At 32.7% G+C, this 23,338-nt stretch carries 19 protein-coding genes; 15 read left to right on the forward strand and 4 right to left on the reverse strand.

What is annotated here, in order from left to right:
* From KEM10_RS20925 to KEM10_RS20940, 4 genes are all read right to left on the reverse strand, one after another.
* A partial coding sequence (locus KEM10_RS20925) for a hypothetical protein (RefSeq protein WP_212219254.1) occupies nt 1-182 on the reverse strand: 182 nt, incomplete at its 3' end.
* A gap of 111 nt (nt 183-293) precedes the next feature.
* Nucleotides 294-1,598, reverse strand: coding sequence for an NCS2 family permease (locus KEM10_RS20930; RefSeq protein ID WP_212219257.1), 1,305 nt, complete (start codon nt 1,596-1,598; stop codon nt 294-296).
* A gap of 18 nt (nt 1,599-1,616) precedes the next feature.
* A complete protein-coding gene (locus KEM10_RS20935; protein ID WP_212219260.1) occupies nt 1,617-2,321 on the reverse strand; it encodes a DUF5020 family protein in 705 nt (234 codons plus the stop codon).
* Nucleotides 2,322-2,379: 58 nt separating this feature from the next.
* Nucleotides 2,380-3,396 (reverse strand): radical SAM protein, encoded by a 1,017-nt coding sequence (locus tag KEM10_RS20940; protein WP_212219263.1) that lies wholly within the window; start codon nt 3,394-3,396, stop codon nt 2,380-2,382.
* 171 nt (nt 3,397-3,567) lie between these two features.
* On the opposite strand from KEM10_RS20940, the gene ileS reads away from it, so the two are divergent.
* The 15 genes from ileS (at nt 3,568) to KEM10_RS21015 (ending at nt 23,302) form a co-directional block, all read left to right on the forward strand.
* Nucleotides 3,568-6,999 (forward strand): isoleucine--tRNA ligase, encoded by a 3,432-nt coding sequence (gene ileS / locus KEM10_RS20945; protein ID WP_212219266.1) that lies wholly within the window; start codon nt 3,568-3,570, stop codon nt 6,997-6,999.
* Between the two features lie 33 nt (nt 7,000-7,032).
* The gene (locus KEM10_RS20950; RefSeq protein WP_212219269.1) at nt 7,033-7,410 is read left to right on the forward strand and encodes a TraR/DksA family transcriptional regulator; all 378 of its coding nucleotides are present in this window, start codon (nt 7,033-7,035) and stop codon (nt 7,408-7,410) included.
* Between the two features lie 121 nt (nt 7,411-7,531).
* Nucleotides 7,532-8,140, forward strand: coding sequence for a lipoprotein signal peptidase (locus KEM10_RS20955; RefSeq protein WP_212219272.1), 609 nt, complete (start codon nt 7,532-7,534; stop codon nt 8,138-8,140).
* A 313-nt stretch (nt 8,141-8,453) separates the two neighbouring features.
* Complete coding sequence (locus KEM10_RS20960; RefSeq protein ID WP_212219276.1) at nt 8,454-10,868, forward strand: SLBB domain-containing protein; 2,415 nt, start codon at nt 8,454-8,456, stop codon at nt 10,866-10,868.
* Between the two features lie 47 nt (nt 10,869-10,915).
* The gene (locus KEM10_RS20965; RefSeq protein ID WP_212219279.1) at nt 10,916-12,034 is read left to right on the forward strand and encodes a GNVR domain-containing protein; all 1,119 of its coding nucleotides are present in this window, start codon (nt 10,916-10,918) and stop codon (nt 12,032-12,034) included.
* A 154-nt stretch (nt 12,035-12,188) separates the two neighbouring features.
* Nucleotides 12,189-12,935, forward strand: a complete 747-nt coding sequence (locus KEM10_RS20970) for a cytidylyltransferase domain-containing protein (RefSeq protein ID WP_212219281.1) — start codon at nt 12,189-12,191, stop codon at nt 12,933-12,935.
* A 2-nt stretch (nt 12,936-12,937) separates the two neighbouring features.
* Nucleotides 12,938-13,978 (forward strand): N-acetylneuraminate synthase family protein, encoded by a 1,041-nt coding sequence (locus tag KEM10_RS20975; protein ID WP_212219284.1) that lies wholly within the window; start codon nt 12,938-12,940, stop codon nt 13,976-13,978.
* Nucleotides 13,979-14,503, forward strand: a complete 525-nt coding sequence (locus tag KEM10_RS20980; RefSeq protein ID WP_212219287.1) for a KdsC family phosphatase — start codon at nt 13,979-13,981, stop codon at nt 14,501-14,503.
* A gap of 47 nt (nt 14,504-14,550) precedes the next feature.
* Nucleotides 14,551-15,972 (forward strand): lipopolysaccharide biosynthesis protein, encoded by a 1,422-nt coding sequence (locus KEM10_RS20985; protein WP_212219290.1) that lies wholly within the window; start codon nt 14,551-14,553, stop codon nt 15,970-15,972.
* 26 nt (nt 15,973-15,998) lie between these two features.
* Nucleotides 15,999-17,264, forward strand: coding sequence for a glycosyltransferase family protein (locus KEM10_RS20990; protein ID WP_212219294.1), 1,266 nt, complete (start codon nt 15,999-16,001; stop codon nt 17,262-17,264).
* A 109-nt stretch (nt 17,265-17,373) separates the two neighbouring features.
* The gene (locus tag KEM10_RS20995) at nt 17,374-18,624 is read left to right on the forward strand and encodes a hypothetical protein (RefSeq protein WP_212219297.1); all 1,251 of its coding nucleotides are present in this window, start codon (nt 17,374-17,376) and stop codon (nt 18,622-18,624) included.
* A 19-nt stretch (nt 18,625-18,643) separates the two neighbouring features.
* Nucleotides 18,644-19,807 carry a glycosyltransferase gene (locus KEM10_RS21000; RefSeq protein WP_212219300.1) on the forward strand — a complete coding sequence of 388 codons (1,164 nt, stop codon included), beginning with the start codon at nt 18,644-18,646 and terminating at the stop codon, nt 19,805-19,807.
* 34 nt (nt 19,808-19,841) lie between these two features.
* The gene (locus KEM10_RS21005; RefSeq protein ID WP_212219303.1) at nt 19,842-20,984 is read left to right on the forward strand and encodes a glycosyltransferase family 4 protein; all 1,143 of its coding nucleotides are present in this window, start codon (nt 19,842-19,844) and stop codon (nt 20,982-20,984) included.
* Nucleotides 20,985-21,045: 61 nt separating this feature from the next.
* The gene (locus KEM10_RS21010) at nt 21,046-22,200 is read left to right on the forward strand and encodes a glycosyltransferase (RefSeq protein WP_212219306.1); all 1,155 of its coding nucleotides are present in this window, start codon (nt 21,046-21,048) and stop codon (nt 22,198-22,200) included.
* A 37-nt stretch (nt 22,201-22,237) separates the two neighbouring features.
* Nucleotides 22,238-23,302 (forward strand): mannose-1-phosphate guanylyltransferase, encoded by a 1,065-nt coding sequence (locus KEM10_RS21015; RefSeq protein ID WP_212219309.1) that lies wholly within the window; start codon nt 22,238-22,240, stop codon nt 23,300-23,302.
* Nucleotides 23,303-23,338: the final 36 nt, after the last annotated feature.

The following is a 23,338-nucleotide window of genomic DNA, read 5'->3' on the forward strand; positions in this document are numbered from 1 at the left end:
TATTTCCATTCTATCTTTATATTTTTAATTAAAGTAGCAGCTGCATGAATAGATCCGGTATGTTGGATGCTAACTCCTCCAAATTGATTACTATCAACAATAGTTTCTAAATGAACGCTATGAACAAGCTTATTATCTTTAAGGTTAGGTCGGTTATTACCATTATCTGCACGAGCTATCAATCGGTTGTTTATAACTTCAACAGTTATATCGCACTGATTTCGATAGTAGATATAAAAATACCCCTGTCAAATATCGACAAGGGTATTATAATTTTTAAAAATATGGAATATCTAATCAATGAAGAATTTGAATACAAAAAGTATCGCAAGCAAAATGGACACGATTGAAATATCCTTGAATTTCCCGGTTAATACTTTTAGGATCACGTATGCAAGCATTCCAAATACAATACCTTCAGCTATTGAATAAGTAAATGGCATCATAACAATTGCCAAAAATGCTGGAATAGCTTCAGTATAATCTGTTAGATCTATTTTGGTTATTGGAGTAAACATCATCACACCAACAAGTATTAAAATGGCTGCTGTAGCTGCAGACGGTATCATTAAAAATAAAGGAGAAAAAAACAGTGCCAATAAAAATAATACACCAGTTGTTGCTGCCGTTAATCCTGTTCTACCTCCTTCGCTGACACCGGCTGCACTCTCAACATAGGTGGTAACGGTTGAAGTACCAAGAATCGCACCTAAAGTTGTACCGATTGAGTCGGCAAATAAAGCCTGTTTAACACGCGGAATTTTACCGTCTTTATCAAGCATATTAGCCTTTGAAGTAACTCCAATAAGGGTACCTACAGTATCGAATAAATCAACAAACAGAAAAGTTAGCAGCACTAATGCCATATCTGTAGTGAAGATTTGTCCCCACTCAAATTTACCAAATATTGGTGATAATGAAGGTGGCGCTATTTCAAAAGAGCTTGGTAAATGGGTTACATCTAAAGGAATGCCTACTACTGTGCCAACAAAAATACCAATTAGCAATGCACCTTTAACTTTGCGTGCCAATAAGGTTCCGGTTACAATTAAGGTAATTATTGCGACTAATGCCGAAGGGTTACTTTTTATATCAACAATATCTGCTAACCCAACTAAAGTAGCATCATTACCAACTACAATACCGGCATTTTTAAAACCAATTAAAGCAATAAATAAACCGATTCCGACTGAAATACCGTGTTTAATATTAATTGGGATAGCCTTTATTATTAGTTCACGAATATTAAAAGCCGTTAATAGAATAAATATGATTCCTTCTAAAAAGACTGCTGTTAATGCAAACTGCCAAGTGTGCCCCATTCCTAATACAACAGTGAATGCAAAGAATGCATTCAAACCCATACCTGGAGCTAAGGCAAAAGGTAACCGGGCTACAAATGCCATAACTAAAGTGGCAACAGCCGCAGATAAAGCAGTGGCTGTAAATACTGCACCCTGATCCATTCCTGTAGCAGCTAATATGTCAGGATTTACGGCCAAAATATATGCCATAGTCATAAAGGTTGTAATACCTGCTATGACTTCAGTGCGTACATTTGTTTTGTTTTCTTTCAGGTTAAATAGTTTTTCTAACATGATTTATACCTTAGATTATTAAAATGTGTATTTAACAGCCAGTGTTGGGTTTACAACAAAACCTTCATCGGTAAAGTTGTTACTAATTTCAATTTCACTACCGACAGAAAAATTCGGACAAGCGTTATACCAGAATTGTGGTTCCGTTAGGAAGACGTATTCTCCACCGAAAGAATCCTGTCTCCAGAAATCTGCAAATCCTAGAAGAGAGAGTTTTCTCTCGAAGAAGTGCAAGTTCCAAACAGCTGTTATTTGAAATGAATTTTGGTTTTCAACATCAGTGTTGGTTGCTTTAGCATCTTTGATGTTTTTGTAGTTTGCTTGAATAGTTAGTATTTTAGAGAAATCAGCATTGTTAAAGGTGTATTGAGCACCTACTAACCACGCATTATTAATAGGAAAACCAAAGTTTTCAGCAACAAATAGATTTCCTGAATTAAATTCAATACGCGGCTCAAGCTTTTGAGTCTCACTCCACTTTAAGCTTCTTGCTATCTCCCAATAAGCTAATGAAACACCATTGTCTACTCCTCTGGTATCAGAGCTGTAATCCATATCAATAAAGAAGAAAGTGCTACCGTATTTATCAGGTTTGAACATTTCAACTGTTGTAGTAACTAATTTACGATCCTTTCCAAAATCGTAATGCATTTGAACATTTTGACCAAAACTCAGCACAGAACTTAATAATAGTACTGAAACAAATAATGATTTAAATTTCATGAATGACAATTCTAGGTTAATAAATAATATATGTTTTCCCTTTTATATACATTTTAATTTATTCAATATCATACTTTAAGAATCTATCTGCATTTTTTGACCCATCGCGTTTTTTGATTATTCCTAGAAGTATCGATTTATACCATTTTATACTTTTTTTATATTGAGTAATAGATGATTTATTGAAGTCAATACCTAATTCTGATTCTGTATTGGGAGATAAGTAAGTGTAAACACTATCAATTAAATAGGCATCTTTGTTCTTTTCCATGTAGGAAAAGTCAATACGATTAGCAAGTAATTTTATGTTTTTTTGATGACAAGTGTTTTTTATTTCATCCAGAATATTGTTGTATTTATCCTTAAGATTTAATGGCAATAGTTTTTTATATTTTCCACCAATATCCATAATTGGTCTTACCTGTATGGTGTCAAATTGATATAGAGTGGCAAATTCTTTAAAACTATATAGATCTTCAATATTATCTTCGTTTACTGTATAATTAATTCTTATTTGTGGTTTTGAAGCTCCTAATTCATTTTTGTACTTCGAAAACTTGGCCAATAATTCAACGAACTTTTCAAAATGACCATTAACCATAAATTTTTCATAATTAGGTTTTGCAAGTCCATGAGCTGACAAAATAATTTCATCCATTTCAAGTTCAATCATTTCTTTAATATGACTATCTCTAAGAAGAAGTCCATTCGTAACAATTGAAATGTTAGGAATTTTATATTGTTTGGCAAGTCTTATTGCCTGCATGAAATCTCTATTAATTGTTGGTTCAGCACCGCACCCTAGTACCAATTGAAAAGCTTTAGGGTAAAATATTTTAGCAATCTGATTCAACTGTTCTGTATTCAGTTGGCCCTTCAAAGATTTTCTTTTTTCTGAATCACTGAAATAGCACATTTGACAAAATAGATTACATGAAAGCGCTGGATCAATGCGTAAAGATAAATGGCGGAAACCTAATATTGAAGATGCGATTAATCCTATAGCCTTTACTCTTGTGCTTTTGATGGATTTATATAATTTAAGAATGTTATAAAAATTATAATAAGATTTCATCTGCTATCTACTAATTTATATAATGGATTTGTTCGACGTCAAAAGTAAACTTTATCAATAAGTTTTAATCAAACTGTCTACAAAATTAATTAAATTGTTCTGTTTGCTTTTGTTTAGTCCAAATTCTATATTTGTAAACTTTTTAAAATTAGGGTAAACTATAAGGTATAAATGAGCGCAAAATTTACCGAATATAAGGGATTAGATCTTTCACAGGTGAATAAGGATGTCCTTAAAACCTGGGAGGAGAATGGAGCTTTCGAAAAGAGTATCACAACCAGAGAAGGAAAACCAACATTTGTATTTTATGAGGGGCCACCTTCTGCAAATGGAATGCCTGGTATTCATCACGTTATGGCTCGTGCAATTAAGGATATCTTTTGTCGCTTTAAAACTCAGCAAGGTTTTTTAGTTAAAAGAAAAGCAGGATGGGATACACATGGTTTACCAGTTGAATTAGGTGTTGAGAAATCATTAGGTATTACCAAAGAAGATATTGGTAAGAGTATTTCTGTTGCAGAATATAACGATGCATGTCGCAAAGATGTAATGAAATATACCGATCTGTGGGAAGATTTAACTCAGAAGATGGGATATTGGGTGGATATGAATGATCCTTACATTACTTACGATAACCGTTACATTGAAACCTTATGGTGGTTGTTAAAAGAGATGTACAAAAAAGGATTGTTGTATAAAGGATATACCATTCAACCCTATTCTCCTGCTGCCGGAACGGGTTTAAGTACACATGAGCTAAATCAACCTGGCTGTTATCGTGATGTAAAAGATACAACTTGTACGGCTCAATTTTCAGTAGTGCGTAATGCTGAATCAGAGAAGTTATACGATGGTGATGAAGATCTTTATTTCCTTGCCTGGACAACTACTCCCTGGACTTTGCCATCTAACACTGCGTTGGCAGTTGGTCCGAAAATTAATTACGTAAAAGTTAAAACTTACAATCCATATACTGGTAAGCCTGTTTCAGTTATTGTAGCAAAAGATTTATCAGCTAGTTATTTCAATCCCAAAAATGCTGAACTTGATTTTGATGCTTATCAGGAAGGAGATAAAAAGATACCTTTCAAAATAGTTGCAGATTATGTCGGTACAGATTTGGAAGGAATGCGATACGAGCAGTTAATTCCTTGGATCAAGCCTGATGGAGATGCTTTTCGTGTTATTTTAGGTGATTATGTAACTACCGAAGATGGTACTGGTATTGTTCATATTGCACCTACCTTTGGAGCAGATGATGACCGTGTAGCAAAAGTGGCAGGTATTGCCCCTTTAATCCTAATAAGTAAGGACGGAAAGCAACAACCAATGGTTGATAAGACTGGAAAATTCTTTACTATTGAGGATTTGGATGACCAATTTGTAGAAGGTTTTGTTGATACAGAATTATATAAGGAGTTTGCTGGTCGTTTTGTAAAGAATGCCTATGATTCTTCATTAACAGAGAAAGATCCAACTTTAGATGTAGATATCTCTGTGATGTTGAAAAAAGAGAATAAAGCTTTTAAAGTAGAGAAACATACTCATAATTACCCTCACTGTTGGCGTACAGATAAGCCAGTATTATATTATCCTTTGGATAGCTGGTTTGTTAAAACTACTGCTGTGCGCGAGCGTATGATGGAATTAAATAATACAATCAACTGGAAACCTGGCTCTACCGGAACTGGTCGTTTTGGTAAGTGGTTAGAGAATTTGGTTGATTGGAATTTAAGTCGATCACGTTATTGGGGAACTCCACTTCCTATTTGGAGAACAGAAGATGGTACAGAAGAAAAATGTATTGGTTCGGTAGAGGAGTTGATGTCGGAAATCAACAAGGCTGTTGAGGCAGGCTTAATGAAAGAAAATCCATTTAAGGATTTTGAGGTTGGAAACAACGATAAAGCAAATTACGATAAGATTGATCTTCATCGTCCATACGTGGATGATATGGTATTTGTGTCTGAGAGTGGTCAACCCATGTATCGCGAAGCTGATTTGATTGATGTTTGGTTCGATTCAGGAGCAATGCCATATGCACAAATGCATTATCCATTCGAAAATAAAGAAGGTTTTGACCAAATTTATCCAGCCGATTTTATTGCTGAAGGTGTTGACCAAACTCGAGGATGGTTCTTTACATTGCATGCAATAGCTACCATGATGTTCGATTCTGTTGCCTTTAAGAATATCATTTCAAACGGATTGGTATTGGATAAGAAAGGTAATAAGATGTCAAAACGCTTGGGTAACGGTGTTGATCCATTCGAAGTGATTGAGAAATACGGATCAGATCCATTACGCTGGTATATGATTACCAATGCTCAGCCATGGGATAATCTTAAATTTGATATTTCGGGTGTTGACGAAGTGAAACGAAAATTCTTCGGAACACTATATAATACTTATTCATTCTTTGCCTTATATGCCAATATTGACGGCTTTACAGGTCAGGAGGCTCAAGTACCAATCGAGAAAAGATCAGAAATTGATCGATGGATCATTTCTTTGTTGAACTCCTTGGTGAAAGAAGTTACAGAAAGCTACGAAAGCTACGAACCAACACGAGCAGGTCGTGCAATTCAAAACTTTGTAATGGAGAATTTGAGTAACTGGTATGTGCGTTTAAATCGTAAGCGTTTCTGGGGTGGTGAATTTGATGAAGACAAATTAGCAGCTTATCAAACATTGTATACTTGTTTGGAAACCGTATCCTTGCTTTCAGCTCCGATTGCACCTTTCTTTACTGATCGATTATTTAATGATTTAAATAAGATGTCCGGTCGATATGAGGATGTGTCTGTTCATTTGGCTCAATTTCCATCCTACGATGAATCATTGATAGATTCAAGTTTGGAAGAAAGACAACAGTATGCTCAGGATATATCTTCGTTGGTATTAGGATTGCGCCGCAAAGTGAACCTAAAAGTGCGTCAACCATTAAATAAGATCATGATTCCAATTTTGGATGATACATTTGAACATCAGTTGGAAGCGATCAAATCATTGGTATTGACAGAGGTCAATGTTAAAGAAATGGAATTTCTGAAAGATGCTTCTGGAGTACTGGTTAAAAAGATCAAACCGAATTTTAAAACGCTTGGTCCTAAGTATGGTAAGATGATGAAAGCAATTTCAGGAGCAATTAATGCCTTAGGTCAGGAAGAAATTGCTATCTTCGAGAAAGAGGAACAATATTCTCTTGAATTGGAAGGACAAAAAGTTGTACTTTCATTAGAAGACGTTGAAATAATGTCGGAAGATATTCCGGGTTGGTTAGTTGCCAATGAAGGTAAATTAACCGTGGCTTTGGATATTGAAGTTACAGAAGAGTTGCGAGAAGAAGGAATTGCACGTGAATTTGTTAATCGAATTCAGAATTTGCGTAAAGATTCAGGACTTGATGTAACTGATAAAATCAAATTGTCAATACAAAAGAATGACTCTCTGAATAAGGCCGTTGAAAAACATGCTGATTATATTGGGGCTCAAACTTTGGCAATAGAAGTAAAATTAGTAGATAAATGTAACGATAGTACTGCGGTTACCGTAGATATCGATGATGAAATAAGCACCTTAATGCAAATTGTTAAGGCATAGCTTAAAATTTGTGTTATACTTAAATAAGTCCGTATGGCTGATAGAACCCGTTACTCTGATGAAGAACTTCAGGAATTTAAAGAAATTATCCTGAAGAAGCTTGATAAGGCCAAGAAAGATTATGAATTGCTGAGGCATACAATTACCCATGAAGATGGTAATGACACTCAGGATACTTCTCCAACATTTAAAGTATTGGAAGAAGGAGCCGCAGTGCTTTCCAAAGAAGAAGCAGGTAAATTGGCTCAGCGCCAGCAAAAATTTATCCAACATTTGCAGGCTGCCTTGGTTCGCATCGAGAACAAAACTTACGGTGTTTGTAGGGTTACAGGTAAACTGATTCCGGCAGAGCGTCTCAGAGCTGTTCCTCACGCTACACTAAGTGTTGAAGCTAAACAAAACCAAAAGTAATTTGGTGATGAAAGCAGGCTTGTTGCCTAAATAAAATAACTAAGTGACTAATTGACTCTATGCAGTTAGTCACTTCTTAATTTATAAAAGTAGGTTTGTAACCTAAATAACAACGCAAGTTATGACTGTTTTAAAGAAGTCTTTCTTAATAATCTTTGCTGTGCTTTTGATTGATCAAATTGTTAAAATCTGGATCAAAACAAACATGATGCTAGGCGATGAAATTCCTGTCTTAGGTGATTGGTTTATTATTCATTTTGTTGAAAACAACGGAATGGCCTTCGGCATGCAGTTGGCTGGTAAATTCGGAAAGGTATTTCTAAGCGTTTTTCGTATTATAGCTGTAGTAGGTATAGGTTGGTATTTAGTTAATCTTACAAAAAAGGGGGCTCCTAAAGGATTAGTTTATAGTGTAGCTTTAGTGCTTGCCGGTGCATTTGGCAATATTATAGATAGTGCATTCTATGGAGTTATTTTTGATCATAGTTATGGACAGATTGCTACCTTGTTTCCAGCAGAAGGAGGATATTCAAGTTTTCTGCATGGGAAGGTAGTTGATATGCTATATTTTCCTTTGCTAGAAGGTCGTTATCCCGATTGGTTTCCGATGGTGGGTGGTAACACTTTTATTTTCTTCAGACCCGTTTTTAATATTGCAGATTCGTCCATAACTATAGGTATTTTCTTAATCCTTATATTTCAGAAGCGTTTCTTTAAGGAAGAAAAATAAGAAGTGCTTTATCATACCAAAAATTATCAATAACTCGACATTTGATTTGTAATGATCTGTATTTGAGTGGGGTGAGAAGAGCGTGCGGTCGTTCTGTTAAAAAATGTTACATTTCAAAGTTTTATTCTTCTTATTATTTCTAACTTTGTGCCGCTAAAAATTACTGTTTAAGCCAATAATAACGGTATTTATACGTTAGCAGTTAAGTGCATAAACCATTGTTATGCCAGAATAATTGTCTTGATTCATTTCATTCAAACATGAAGTGTGGTTGAGAAAGCGGTAGCGTACAATTAAAATAGTATTAGGTTTTATGAAAGAATTAACTTTTTTCGTCTTTTTGATTTTGTTTCTTGCTGGTTTTAAGAGTGCTGCATGGGCTCAGAATGTTGATCCAAGAAACGTTGATGTTAATGAGTTGACTGATGATCAAATCATAAAAATGATCAGAGAAATTGAGAAACGTGGTTTGACTGAAAGTCAGGCCATCGCTTTGGCTCAGGCAAGAGGGATGAGTCAAAGTCAGATTTCAATTCTCAAGAAAAGGATGAATGAGTTGAAATATTCTAGTCAGATTGGTGACTCTGAAATGGATCAGTTCGGCAGCCAGGATTTGGAAGAATATGACCCGAATGCATTATCGGAAAAGGTTCCTGTGGACTCTACCCAAATAGATCAAAGGATATTTGGGTTTTCATTTTTTAATAACGAAAACTTAAGTTTCGAACCTAATGTTAACATAGCTGTATCGCCTTCTTATGTTATCGGAAGTGGAGATGAGATCCTAATTGATGTTTGGGGAATGTCACAAGAAAACTATCAATTAGAAGTCAATAGAAATGGACAGATTGTTATTCCTAATGTTGGGCCTGTGAATGTTGGAGGATTAACCCAAAAAGAATCTGCTAAACGAGTTTTCGATAAGTTGACATTGATTTATAGAGATCTTATTTCAGATAATCCTAAAACCTTTGCAAACATTACATTAGGAAATATCAAAGCGATAAAAGTTAATGTTATAGGAGAAGTGTTTACTCCGGGAACATATACTTTACCAGGGACTGCATCAGCCTTTAATGCGTTATACTTAAGTGGTGGTCCAAATATAAATGGATCATTTCGTGATATTCAAGTAATACGGGATGGTCAGGTTATGGCACATCTGGATGTGTATGAGTTTCTTATTAAGGGAAAGACGAATGTGAACATTCCATTAAGGGATGGCGATGTTGTATTGGTACCAACTTTTATTAACAGGGTGAAAGTAGGTGGAGAGTTTAAACGAGATGGAATTTTTGAAGGAAAAGATGATGAAACGGTAGAAGATTTAATTGCATATGCCGGAGGGTTTAATGAACAAGCGTACTCTAAACGTATAGAATTATACAGAATTACTTCCAAGCAAAGAGCATTTAAAGACGTTTCCTATATAGATTATGCACAAGTTTTAATTCAGAATGGAGATAGTCTCTATGCTGGGCCAATTTTAGAAAGGTACGAGAACAAAGTAACCATTGAAGGAGCAGTATATAGGCCAGGTAATTATGAGTTAACAGAGGGATTAACATTAAAAGAATTAATAGAGAAGGCAGATGGTGTTAGAGAGGATGTTTTCCTAAATCGTGGACTTATAACACGCTTAAATGAAGATCTTACGATGAAGAATATTTCATTTAATGTTAGTGAAATATTAAGAGGTGAGGTTAACTTCGATTTGAAAAGAGAGGATATTGTAACCTTGTCATCAATTAATGATTTGAGAGAGATTAGAACCGTAAAGATTCATGGTGAGATTCAACTGCCTGGTGAGTTTGATTATCAGGATGATATGACTCTTTCGGATTTGGTTTTTAGAGCAGGCGGTTTTAAAGAATCTGCTTCAGACTCATATATTGAAATTTCTCGAAGATTAACATATGATGAAGCAAAAACGTCAGGTGAGAAGATTGCTACCGTTTATCAATTTCATATATCACGTGATTTAAGAATGCATGGTGAAGATGCGAAATTTGTTTTAAATCCATTCGATCAGGTTTTTATCCGGCGATCACCAGGCTTTGAAGATGAATCAATTGTTAGTGTTTTGGGTGAAGTTAATTATGCAGGCCAATTTAGTTTAGCCTCTAAAAAAGAACGTTTATCAAGTATCATAGAAAGAGCTGGAGGACTGACAACAGATGCATACCCTCAGGGCGCAATGTTGACTAGAAAAGTAAAGGTAAGCCAGCAAATTAAACGTTTGCGTGAGGAGATGGCAGAAAATGATACAACACTCGTTTTTGACAATTATGGTTTTGATGTAGTAAGTATTGATTTAGGTGATATTTTAAAAAATCCTGGGTCAAAAAAAGATATATATCTGGAAGCTGGAGATGAACTAATAATACCTAGGGAAATTCAAACAGTTAAAATTACTGGAGGGGTGCTAAACCCAGTGTCAACATCATATGGTAAAGGATTGGGTTTACGGAAATATATTAGTGCTGGTGGTGGATTTGCCCCAAGAGCAATGAAAGGTAAGGTATATGTTATCTATCCTAATGGAGCAGCAGCATCGACTAAGAACTTTTTGTTTTTTAGGAATTATCCAAGAGTAATGCCCGGAACGGAAGTTGTTGTTCCGCAGCGACCAGAAAGAGAGCCAATGCCTGCAACAGCTTGGATTGCAATGGCAAGTGCTTTGGCCTCATTGTCATTGACTGTAGTTACTATTATGGATAAGCTGTAAGTTTAGACCGGTAATTTATTTAATATGCTTACAAATTCTTACTAAAAATGGTTAACGATAATAATAAGGATAAATATCAAATAATAAATAAGGATGAGGTTGATTTATCAGTCTTATTAAAAATAATCTGGCAAGGTCGAAAAACAATTTATTATTCTGTTGCGACTATACTTTTTATTGGTATTATGATTGCGTTCTTAAGTCCAGTTATGTATTCTGCGTCGGCGACTCTACTCCCTTCTGCCGAAAGAAGGTCTAATGGTATAGGAGGATTAAGTGCCTTAGCAGGTATGGCAGGTGTAAATTTAGGTTCCATGATGGGGGAATCAAATGGTATCCCTGCAGAAATATATCCTCAAGTTGTTAGGTCATATCCCTTTTTAAATGAGCTCATTAATAAAAAGTTCAGTTTCGAGCAGTTTGATGAACCAATATCGATTTATGATTATCTTCTAAGTGATACAATAGAATCTACTTCAGATCTTATTTTAAAATATACGCTTCGACTTCCTTGGACAATTAAAGATGCTATTTCTTCAAAAGAGGAAGGTGTGAAAAATAATAGGAATATTGGAGTTCTTCTTATTTCCAAAAAAGAGAAAGAACTTTATGAGAAAGTAAGAGGGTTAATAGATATAGAAGTAGATAAAAATACTGGGTTAGTTTTATTATCTGTTGAATATGAAGATCCGGTTGTTACAGCCCAATTAGTGCAGAAAGGGGGTGAGCTTCTGCAAGATTATATAATTGAATACAAGACTAAACAAGCACGTGAAAGTTTGAGTTTTGTTGAAAGTGGTTATGAAGAGAAAAAAGAACAATATGAGTTATTACAAAAGGAAATTTTTAATTATCGAGACAGACATAGGAACTTGGTGTCTGAAAGGATAAATATAGAATTCCAAAGGTTAAGTGATGAATATGATTTAGTTTCTTCAATTTATAATGAATTGGCAATGCAGTTGGAAAAAGCAAAGATTGCAGTAAAAGAACAAACTCCTGCTTTTTCAATTTTAGAGCCAGCAAAAGTTCCTGTTGAAAGAAGCGGCCCTAAAAGAAAGATAATACTAGTTGTTAGTATATTTCTTGGTTTTTTTCTTGGTGTCACATTAATTTTTGTAAAAATTTTTGTAATGAACGTCAGAAGAGGTTTGCGACAGGAATGATCGAATTATACTGTTTAGGGAATTGAAGTCTATGTACTTTGTATAGTTACCTATGTCACTTAAGAAATAATAAAGTATTATCTAATAATTTATTTTGGGGTAAATTAGTTTATGTAGTTTAGTTTACGGAATATAGATATTTGAAGAGGATTTTATGATAGGTATAATTATTCAAGCTCGTATGGGATCTCATAGACTACCCAATAAAATGATGAAGTCATTTTATAATGGAAAAGGTATACTAGAATGTTTAGTTGATAGATTAAAAAATGATTTATCAGAAATACCAATCGTAATTGCCACAACTCACAAAAAAGAAGATGACGAAATAACTTTGTTAGCAGAAAGGATGAATATTGAATGTTATCGAGGTAGTGAAGATGATGTTTTAAGGAGGTTTATTCTCTGCGCTGAAAGATATTCATTTACAAAATTAATTAGAATATGTGCGGATAATCCTTTTATAGATATTAGTAGCCTTAAAGTGCTAATAAATGAACTCAAAATTAGGAAAGTTGATTATGCATCATACCGCCTAAGTAATTCCAAACCTGTTATTTTAAGTCACTATGGATTTTGGGCTGAAGGAATATCATTAGCAGCTCTAAAAAAAGTGCAAAGATTAACTGATGATAAATATTATCATGAACATGTCACTAATTTTATTTATATGAATGAAAGTGAGTTTGATTTGTTTTGGATGACAGTACCAAAGTTTATTGAAGATAGTACTATTAGACTTACAGTTGATACCTTAGCAGATTTTCAGATGGCTAAGAGTATTTATAAATATTTTATAACCCTTAAGCAACCTACAATTGGGGATTTATTAAGTTATATTAATAAAAATGAGGATTATTTGATAAAAATGAAGGAGTTAATAAATTTAAATCAAAAGTGAAAATGGAAAATGTATATATCATTGGTGAAATAGGGCAAAATCATAATGGATCCGTTGATATTGCTAAATTATTAATAGACGTTGTCTCTCGTCCTGTTGTTGATGAACTTTTTGATAATAATCTAAAAGGGATGAATGCAGTGAAAATGACAAAGAGAGATCTTGATCATGAGTTGTCTGTGACTCAAATGTCTAAGCTTTATGATAATAAGCACTCATTTGGTAAAACCTATGGAGAACATAGAAGATTCCTTGAGCTAAGTGATGAAGAACATTTTGAGTGCTATAATTATGCAAAAAATAATGGGCTTGATTTTGTCGAAACACTTTGTGCAATTGGTTGTCTAAGCATTTTAAAGTTATTTACTCCTGATAGATTAAAAGTTGCTTCAAGAGATGTTACCAATTTGCCGTTACTTGAAGCATTAGCTGAGACAAAAATACCAATAATTATTTCAACCGGAATGGCTGGTAAGAGGGAGTTGGATGATGCAATCGAAGTTGTTACAAAATATCACAATAATTTGAGTATTTTACATTGTGTATCTGAATATCCAACAAAATATTCGAATGTTAATCTCAAAACAATTGACTTTTTAAAAAGGAATTATAAAGAATTTGCTATTGGGTATTCCGATCATACAATTGGTATTGCGACTCCAATTGCAGCAGTAGCAAAAGGAGCCAAACTTATCGAAAAACATATCACCTTAGATAGACAAATGAAAGGAACTGATCAAGCTGGTTCGTTAGCTGTTGATGGAATTAACAGGATGGTAAGGGATATAAGGAATTTAGAAATGTCGATTGGTGTTGAAGATATTATCGTTCCAGATTCAGTTAATTCAGCCAAGAAGAAATTAGAACGGTCGTTAGCAACAATAAGAGACATGAATGAAGGAGATATTATAAAGGAGGAAGATCTTCATTTATTAAGCCCAGGAGATGGCATAAAATGGGTTGATCGCTCTTTACTGATAGGTAAGCGACTTAAGAAAGGAATAAGAAAAGATGAAATTATCTATTTAAGTAATTTAAAGTAAATGATTTTCCCGAAACTAATTTTAACGGATATAGATGGGGTGTGGACAGATGGAGGTATGTATTATGCCCAGGATGGCAATGAATTGAAAAAATTTCATACAGGAGATAGCGCAGGGGTTTTGTATGCTCATTTACTTAATATTCCAGTTGGAATTGTGACAGGAGAGAAGACACAAATAGTTAAAAGAAGAGCAGAGAAGCTTGATATTGATTATCTTTTGCAAGGGGTATCAGATAAAGTGAAAGTTGTAAAAGAATTACTTAGAGATCTAGAGATTCAGTTTGAGGAAGTTGCATATATTGGAGATGATATAAATGACATAGCATTATTAAATAAGGTTGGTTATTCGGGAGCACCTTCGAATGCTATCCCACTCGTCAAAAAAAAAGTTGACTATGTAACTGAAAAGGCTGGGGGAGAAGGTGCGTTTAGAGAATTTGTGGAATGGATTTTAAATAAATCTGGGATGAATGAAAATTCTCTGTATAGTTTATATAAAGAAAAGAAGAACTTACAGCAATAATAACATTGTTAATGTTGGTAAGTTTATTAAAAAAATCTCGTAAATAGTTGAAAAATATTTTAATTAAGTGGTTTGGAGGGAAGGACTTATCTGAGTTGTTAAAACATTCATTTAATTATTTATCAGGGGATTTTCTATCTAAAGGGCTTGTTTTTATAACATTACCTCTTTTTACGAGAATTATGACGCCAAATGATTATGGTGTATTATCTGTTTATAATTCATTTGTTTCGTTAGTTGCAATCTTTTTTGGGTTTGGTACTCGGGGGGCGATAGTAAGATATTACCATGAAAAAAATAGGGATTTTAGTTCATTTCTAGGTACAACTTTAATTTTCTTACTTTTCATTTTTACTTCTTTATTTTCACTAAGTTTTTTATTTGAGAAGGATTTAGAAACATATTTAAATATACCGACATCAATTGTGTATATGGGATTGTTAGGGGGCGCATTCATTAGTATATTTGATATTTATAAAGCATTTTTACAAGCTTCCAAAAGGAGTAAAAAATATGCTAAGATAAATGTCGTTAATACTGTCGGGTTTATTAGTCTTGCTATTATATTTATACTCATTCTACCATTGCAAAACTATCTAAGTTATGCTATAGCAAAGGTATTAATGGGAAGTTTGGTACTTGTTTATTGTTTGATTCAATTTAATAAGATAGCTGTTTGGCAAGCAGATAGGAGACACCTAGCGTATGTTGTAAAATTTTCTATACCTATTGTATTTCATTTATTATCTCAGAATGTTTTAACATCATTCGATCAATTAATTATAAATAGTCTAGTTGGACCTGAATCCACAGGATTATACTCTGTTGGCTATAAGGTTGGAATGATTCAGAATATTTTTGTTGGGGCATTTATGGGGGCATGGTCTCCTCTATTTTATCAAAAAATGAATGAAAAATCTTTCTCGGACATTCATAGCCTCATTAAAAAATATGCAAAGATAATTTCCCTTTCAGCGATATTTTTAATTTTCTTCTCGAAAGAATTACTACTTATATTTTCTACAAAAGTATATTATGAGGCATACAAGGTTATACCGTATGTTGTGATGGGTTATTTTTTATTTTTTATATATAGTGTTTATTCAGGATATCTATTGTATCATAAAAAAAATATTTTCTTAGCTATATTTACAATATTAGTTGGAATATTTAATATCGTAATGAATTATCTTTTAATACCTAAATGGGGGTATATAGCAGCTGCATGGACGACTGTATTATCTTATTTATTATTAGTTTTGATACATTATAGTAATGTAATATATGGAGTTAGGTTAAAGGGAGTAATTCCTCTGAGAGTCTTTGGTGTCTCATCATTATATGTTGTTATTGCTGTATCCTTGGTTAGTTTTCAGTTGGTTGAAGTATTCGGATATAGATTTGTTTGTTTTCTAATTATGGTATTAGGGTTATTTGGTAAGAGTATTTTAACTAAAAAGAATATTTAGACAAATAATTTGTTTCTATTGACTGTATGAACCAACTTCAAAAATTAATAGATCTGCATGATGATATAATGTATTTGTGGTTTTCGGGTTACCTCGAAAGTCTATCTTTTTCGCAAAGAGATCACATATCTAGGATAAAAGTATTAAACCGTTTTTTTAGAGTAGGAAAACTATTGGTAAAAGATTTTAGAATGATTTTTTATAAAAGAAAATCACATTTATACTCAAATAATTGGTTAATACTTGAAACATTAAATAATTATTCTGCTTTGAAATTTTTGAAAGAGAATGAAAATTATTCCTTTGTAAAGATTAAGTATGATATTAAGGATAGTATTAAAGATCAGAATGTTGCTTATTTCCTACCTAGGTGGAAATTAGTTTTTGATATGTTGTTTCCACTTTATTTGATAATAATGCTGATTTTTAATGATAAACGGAAAGCTTATTGGGATTGTTTTGATGTTTATTTTCAGGTTATTGGTTTGTTTCAAATTTTTAGAATAAGTCTAAAAAAGGCTTCTCCAGGCTTGCTTGTTTTTTCAAACGATCACAGCATGGCTTCAAGAAGTTTGTTAATGGCTGCGAAATCACTTGGAATTAAAACTGCATATATTCAACACGCTTCAGTCTCACAATATTTCCCGCCTTTAAAATTTGATGTCGCACTATTAGAGGGTAAAGATGCATATGAAAAATATAAGGCAGTTGGGAAAATAGAATCTAAAATACAATTAGTTGGTATGCCAAAATTCGATAAGTATTCAGGAGTAATTAACAGAAATAATAAAATCGAATCGATTGGTATTTGCTATAATATTGGGGATAGTATTGAAGAGGTTTCAAAATTAATAGACATGTTACAGTCACTAAATGAGGGTATTAAAATAAAATTAAGACCTCATCCTGCAGATTCACGTAGTGTTAATATAAAGTATAAAATTGATGTATGTGACTCAAAAAGAGTCAATTCATTTGAGTTTTTACAACAGGTAGATTGTATAATCGTTGGGAATTCTTCAATTATTCTTGAAGCAGCCTTGTTAAATGTCTTACCATTGTATTTTAAACCAATAGTAAAAGGGAAGTACGATTATTATGGTTTTTTGAAGAACAATATTGCAGTTAGTGTATCAAATAACGAAGAGTTAAAAAGCCTTCTGTTTCAATATAAAAATAATAAACCAAATGTGTTTGACAATACGAAATACTATAATGAGATTGTCGGAACTGAGGATTATGGTTTCAGTAGTGTGTTAGTAAAGAAAACTTTAAATGGGTTCTGTCAGTAAATTCTGTAAAGTTCAAATAGGCTAGGTTTTAATTGGCAAAAAGGCATTTTACTTTGAAATACAATTAATAGGAAATTAATTAACTTAAGAATACAGAACTATAGATCATATGCATATTATATTCAATATTGACAATAGAATAAAACTAATTAATATTGCATTTTGGAGTATTGTGTATGTGTTGTTTTTATATGCTTTTGAAGCACCAGTAAGGTTTTACTCAGGTAGAGTCGGGTTAGGGGTATTTATATATACTAAAGATTTAGTTCTATTATTTCTTTCTCTATTATTTCTGTTTGAGTATAAAGAAAATCAAATAATTATAAGTAAGTTAGCTATTGTATTTTTCGCAATATTAATTTTTTTTGGTCTTGTTGCTACTTTAAATGGTATTTCTCTGAAACAGGTACTTTTTTCCTATAAAATATATCTGATATTGTTTGTAGGAATGCAAGTTTTTAGGTTTTTGCCTGAGTTTAATCTAAAAATTAGAAAGACAATAAATTGGTTAGCTTTTCTTAGTTGTTTAGGTATATTTATTAACTTGTTCATTACTTTTCCATGGGAAGGCGCATCTATGATAATTGATGGGGTTGAATTGGATACTGCTAGAGCTGGATATGCTGTTGGAGGATTTAAACGTGTAGCGGGGTTTGGCCGGAACTGGTCTAATCCAGCTTATTTTGCTTTAATGGCGACTGGATTAAATTATGCGTATATTGAAAAATGGAAAATCTCTGATGTATTACTAATTATTATATTTTCTAGTGGAATTCTTATTACAACGAATAAAGGTGCAATAGGAAGCTTCTTATTAATAACTCTTTTTTTTTGGGGTACTAAGTTTCTTCCAAATATTATTTTAAAGTCATCAATATTTCTTATTCTAGTAATTACGGTTTTATTTCCAATATTAAGTTGGGGTAGTGCGATTAATTTTGAGAATAAGTCTTTAATTACAAAGATTCTTTTTGCTTCATTTAAGATAAGAATAGAAGATATGTGGCCACGGGGATTAGAATTGGTAAGGAATCATGGTAGCCTTTTATTTGGAAGAGGTATTAGTGGTATGGGGGCATCGCAAATTATTTATGAGCCACTATTGTATCATCCAGGGGACAACGTATTTGTATATCTTTTTGGATTATCAGGCATGTTCTCGTTTGTAATTTTTATATACATAGCATTAAAGATTTTCTTTCTTCAATTATCAGAAAATAAGGAGGCCCTTTTAGTAGCGATACTTTTAATTTGTTTTTTAGGTATTGGATTAATAGGTACTGCTCTTGAGAATGGGATATTAAATTTATTTTTTGGCTTCATGTTTGCTGGTATTTATAAGGTAAAAATAAGGCTATGATTAGTATTTATTATTCGAAATGAAAAAGAAAATAATCATAATTCTATCTACATCTACATATGATGCAGAAATACAAACGAATAAACAGCATATAACAAGGTGTTTGGATAAGTTAAATAGATATAGAATTATTTATATTGATCAAGGATTTTCGTTAAAATATATTAAGAAGAAGATTCTAGAAAAAGATTACCTCTACTTTTTGTGGCCTTTCAAAAAGTCAGGAAACAATATATGTGTAATTTCTCCTTATTTCCTTCTTTTATTGGGTAATAGTTTGATTAAGAGAATTTCATGGTATATCCTAAGTAAAGCGATATCCTTAAGATTTAATAAGAAACAAGTAATAATCTGGATTTATCAACCACAGGGCTATTATTTTTTAAAGTACTCAAATTTTCTATATGGAAAAACTCTCTATGATTGTGTTGATGAATTTATAACACAGCCAACATATAAAAATCATCCAAAGCGTAGAAGGGAATTAAGAGTAATTGAACCTAAATTAACAAAATTAGTAGACTACGTTACAACAACTTCTTATGCTTTATATGAAGATAAAAAGAAGATAAATAGTGGTATTAAATATATTCATAATGTTGGAGATTTTAAACATTTTTCAAATCCAAATCTAAATATTAGTATTAATGAGGAATGGATCAAGGATAATAGATTAAAAGTGTTATATACAGGAGTTCTTGATAATTACAAGACAGATATTGAGCTAATTATACAAATAGCAGAGTTAACTAAAGAATCACATATTTATATACTTGTAGGTCCAAATAGAATTAGGGATAAAGAATTGGAACGAAGGCTTAGGAATATGGAAAATGTTTCATTGCTAGGTTACCGTAATTATGAATTAGTTCCAATTTACCTTTATCATGCAGATTTACTTTGGTTACCATATTTAAAAAGTTCTCATACCGACAGGGTATTTCCACTTAAGATTTTTGAGTATTTAGCTTCGGGGAAACCTGTAATTTCTACAAATTTGAGAAGCATTCAAGAATATAAAGAGTATGTCAATTTTTTTCAAAGTATTTCTCATCTTAAAGATATGCTTCATAACGTTCCGATTTCAGATACTGAACATATGAAAGAAGTAAGAATTCGAATTGCGAGTCATAATACTTGGGAATCTAGGTTGAAAAAAATATTAGATTTTATTGATGAATAAGAAACTTAGGGAGTATAAGTAGGCTGGAGAAAGTATGAATATAATAGTGTTAGCAAAGGATTATCCACCAACTATTGGAGGTGTAGAGAATTATTCCTATTATTTAGCTGAGGGATTAGGAAAAAGACATAAGGTACAAGTTATTACCTTTGAGGGGAAAAATAATGAAAATACCTTTATAGATCATGTTACGGTTAAGAGAATTAAATTTGGACGCCAGGTATCTGAACTATTAAAAGGAATTGGCTTATTCTTTTATTTGTTATGTAGATTGTTAGGAAAAAAAATAGATATAGTATATGCAACAACTTGGAAGGTAGCCTTGCCCGCAGTATTGATTAAAAGGTTGTTTGGATATAGACTTTTTATCACTTGTCATGGAGCAGAGATTACAAGACATAAGAAATCCAGAATGTTAATGTGGTTAATGAAAAAAACTTTTTCTATCTCTGATAAAATTATCACAGTTAGTGAGTTTACTAAATCTATAGTACATGAATATTCAGATGAAATTAATGAAAAGGTTAAAGTGGTTTACAATGGGATCGATATTGGTAGTTTAAAACGTTATTCCTTAAAAGAAGCACGAAATGAGTTATTGCTACCACAAGAGAAGTTTATTATTACCACAATCTCCCGTATTGATTCAAGAAAAGGGCATGAATTAGTAATCCGTTCAATACCTAAAATTATCAAAGAGGACACTGAATTTTTATATGTGATTATTGGTAACGGACCAAATAAAAATTATCTTGAGCAATTAGTAATAGACATGAACCTTAAGGATTATGTGGAGTTTAAAGGGTTTGTGAGTAGCAAATTATTAGATTATTATTACTCAGCCACAGACGTATTTGTAATGGTTAATACTATGGACGATGATCTAGATTTTGAGGGTTTTGGGTTAGTATTTGCTGAGGCGGGTTACTATTATAAGCCGTCTATAGGTGGTAATAATGCTGGACCCCGTGAAGTAATATCAGATGGTGAAACAGGATTATTAGTTAATTCAAATGAAAATGATGTATCAACTGCTTTAATGTATTTTTTCAGTAATAAAAGTAAAATTCAAGAGTTTGGATATAATGCTAATAAAAGAATGGGTGATTTATTTACAATTGATAAAATGGTAGAAGGTGTTGATAAAATCATTTGTGAGAAGGATATGATATATTAATAATTGAAAACTAATCAACAACATTTAAAGGGGGAACTCATTTAAAGGGGAATATTTGAATATGGTGGAATTAATTGTGAACGTCACATTCTGGATATTAATAACTAGTTTATTAATAAGTTATATAGGATATCCATTTGCAATAAGTTTAATTAAGAAAAAAAAGAGAGGTCTTAAATGTATTATTCAGGATGATATAAAAGTGCATCTGATAATTACCTGCTATAATGAAGAAGCAGTTATTGAAGATAAAATCCGAAACTCTTTTAAAATTGATTTTCCGAGAGAATGCTATGTATATGTGATTATAGATAAATCTGAAGATAGAACAAGTGAGATTGCTCATCAATTGACAAATGAATATCCTAATTTAATAATACTAGATAAAGGATATAGAAGTGGCAAGAATGATTCAATTAATTATTTTTACGAAGAAATAAAACCATTTGATGAGGATATACTCTTTTTTACAGATGCAAATACCTTCTACGAAGAAGATAGCTTCATGAAATTATTCGAAAGAATAAAAGAGGGGGCTGTGGTTGTTGGTGGTAGTATGAAATATATCGATCAATATACTAATTCAGCTAAATCAGAGGGATTATACTGGAAATATGAAGAATGGATTAGACGAAATGAATCTCGTTTTGGTAGAACCATTGCTATGAATGGTGGCAATATGGCAATGGTGGCGAAATATTTTAAAAAACTACCTTGCTATGTCCCAAATGATTTCTATATACCAATTTCATTAGTTAGTAATAATAAAACATTATTTGCTTCGAATTCTGTTGGAATTGAGAAAGCTATACAAGATGAAAAAGAAGAGTTAAAACGAAAAAATAGGATGGCCAATCGTCAGATGAATGCTATTTTACTAGCATGGAAGAATTTTTCTTTTGTAACTAAAGTACAGCTATTGTTCCATAAAATAATAAGATGGTTAGCGATCCCCATTTTTTTATTTGCAACTCTTTGTAGCCTAATACTTGATTTTATATCACAAAGTATTTCTATGATGACTTATTATTTACTCTTGATGTGGTTAATTATATTTATTAGTGTATTGGTTACAAGGGTTTTTAAAGTGAGTTTGCCAATACTATCTACCATAAATTACGCATATTGGGTTCATCATTATGGAGCAATTGGAGTATTAAGTGCTTTTAGGGGAATTAAGATCTCTCAATGGGGAAAGGCTTTGTCAAATAGATAGTTAATTGATTTTAATAATATAAATAACTGAATTTCTTATGAATCCCAATAACTACCTTATAATCATGGCTGGTGGAATCGGCTCCCGATTTTGGCCAATGAGTACAGCTGAAACACCAAAACAATTTTTAGATATTCTTGGAACCGGAAAGACAATGATTCAACAAACTGTTAGCAGGTTTGGTGATTTGGTTCCAATTGAGAATATTTTTATTGTAACCAGTAAAAATTATCAAGCTATTATTCAGGATCAGTTACCTGATATCTCAGATTCACAGGTTCTATTAGAGCCTTGTATGAGAAATACAGCCCCTTGTATTGCTTATGCTGCTTATAAAATATATAAGCGGAACCCCGAGGCAAATATTGTGGTGGCACCTTCGGATCATTTAATAACTGATGAAAGCGGCTTTAGAGATGTTGTTTCAAAAGGTCTTGAGTTTACATCAAAAGATGATGTTTTGTTGACATTAGGAATTCATCCTCATCGACCAGAAACTGGCTATGGTTATATCCAAGCAGATTCAGAGGCTGTATCAGGTATAAACAAAGTAGCAGCTTTCAAGGAAAAACCTGATTTAGAAACAGCTAATGGGTATTTGGCAGAAGGTAATTTCTTTTGGAATGCCGGAATATTCCTATGGTCTGCTAAAAGTATTATTACTTCATTTGTGTCTCATTTACCTAAAGTAGCCGCTTTATTTGCTAAAGGAGAGGAAAAATATGATACCGAAAATGAACAGGTTTTTATTGATGAGAATTTTCCAAGCTGTGAAAATATTTCGGTAGACTATGGAATTATGGAAAGAGCCGATAATATTTATGTGATGCCAGCAGATTTTGGTTGGTCTGATTTAGGTACCTGGGGAAGCCTGTGGGAAAAGCGATCAAAAGACGAAAATGGCAATTCAGTTGTTGGTGATCAGGTTCATCTGTTTGAATGCAAAGATACTATTGTTACAGTGCCCAATAACAGACCAGTTGTGTTGCAAGGCTTGGATGATTGTATTGTAACCGAGGCTAATGGTGTGTTTATGGTTTGTAAAAAAGAAGACGAACAGCGAATTAAAGAGTTTAGGTCTGTTGTAATAGATCATAAGTAAAACAATGTACCCCAATTTGTAAATCCCGCTAATGGC

Origin of the sequence: Carboxylicivirga linearis (assembly GCF_018271995.1) — a bacterium.
GTDB classification, from domain to species: domain Bacteria; phylum Bacteroidota; class Bacteroidia; order Bacteroidales; family Marinilabiliaceae; genus Carboxylicivirga; species Carboxylicivirga linearis.

Coding starts and splice junctions, on each gene's coding strand:
- ileS (WP_212219266.1), top strand. CDS start 3,568: ATGAGCGCAAAATTTACCGAATATAAGGGATTAGATCTTTCACAGGTG.
- KEM10_RS20970 (WP_212219281.1), top strand. CDS start 12,189: ATGATAGGTATAATTATTCAAGCTCGTATGGGATCTCATAGACTACCC.
- KEM10_RS20990 (WP_212219294.1), top strand. CDS start 15,999: ATGAACCAACTTCAAAAATTAATAGATCTGCATGATGATATAATGTAT.
- KEM10_RS20995 (WP_212219297.1), top strand. CDS start 17,374: ATGCATATTATATTCAATATTGACAATAGAATAAAACTAATTAATATT.
- KEM10_RS20975 (WP_212219284.1), top strand. CDS start 12,938: ATGGAAAATGTATATATCATTGGTGAAATAGGGCAAAATCATAATGGA.
- KEM10_RS21010 (WP_212219306.1), top strand. CDS start 21,046: ATGGTGGAATTAATTGTGAACGTCACATTCTGGATATTAATAACTAGT.
- KEM10_RS20980 (WP_212219287.1), top strand. CDS start 13,979: ATGATTTTCCCGAAACTAATTTTAACGGATATAGATGGGGTGTGGACA.
- KEM10_RS21000 (WP_212219300.1), top strand. CDS start 18,644: ATGAAAAAGAAAATAATCATAATTCTATCTACATCTACATATGATGCA.
- KEM10_RS20965 (WP_212219279.1), top strand. CDS start 10,916: ATGGTTAACGATAATAATAAGGATAAATATCAAATAATAAATAAGGAT.
- KEM10_RS20950 (WP_212219269.1), top strand. CDS start 7,033: ATGGCTGATAGAACCCGTTACTCTGATGAAGAACTTCAGGAATTTAAA.
- KEM10_RS20940 (WP_212219263.1), bottom strand. CDS start 3,396: ATGAAATCTTATTATAATTTTTATAACATTCTTAAATTATATAAATCC.
- KEM10_RS21015 (WP_212219309.1), top strand. CDS start 22,238: ATGAATCCCAATAACTACCTTATAATCATGGCTGGTGGAATCGGCTCC.
- KEM10_RS20935 (WP_212219260.1), bottom strand. CDS start 2,321: ATGAAATTTAAATCATTATTTGTTTCAGTACTATTATTAAGTTCTGTG.
- KEM10_RS20960 (WP_212219276.1), top strand. CDS start 8,454: ATGAAAGAATTAACTTTTTTCGTCTTTTTGATTTTGTTTCTTGCTGGT.
- KEM10_RS21005 (WP_212219303.1), top strand. CDS start 19,842: ATGAATATAATAGTGTTAGCAAAGGATTATCCACCAACTATTGGAGGT.
- KEM10_RS20930 (WP_212219257.1), bottom strand. CDS start 1,598: ATGTTAGAAAAACTATTTAACCTGAAAGAAAACAAAACAAATGTACGC.
- KEM10_RS20955 (WP_212219272.1), top strand. CDS start 7,532: ATGACTGTTTTAAAGAAGTCTTTCTTAATAATCTTTGCTGTGCTTTTG.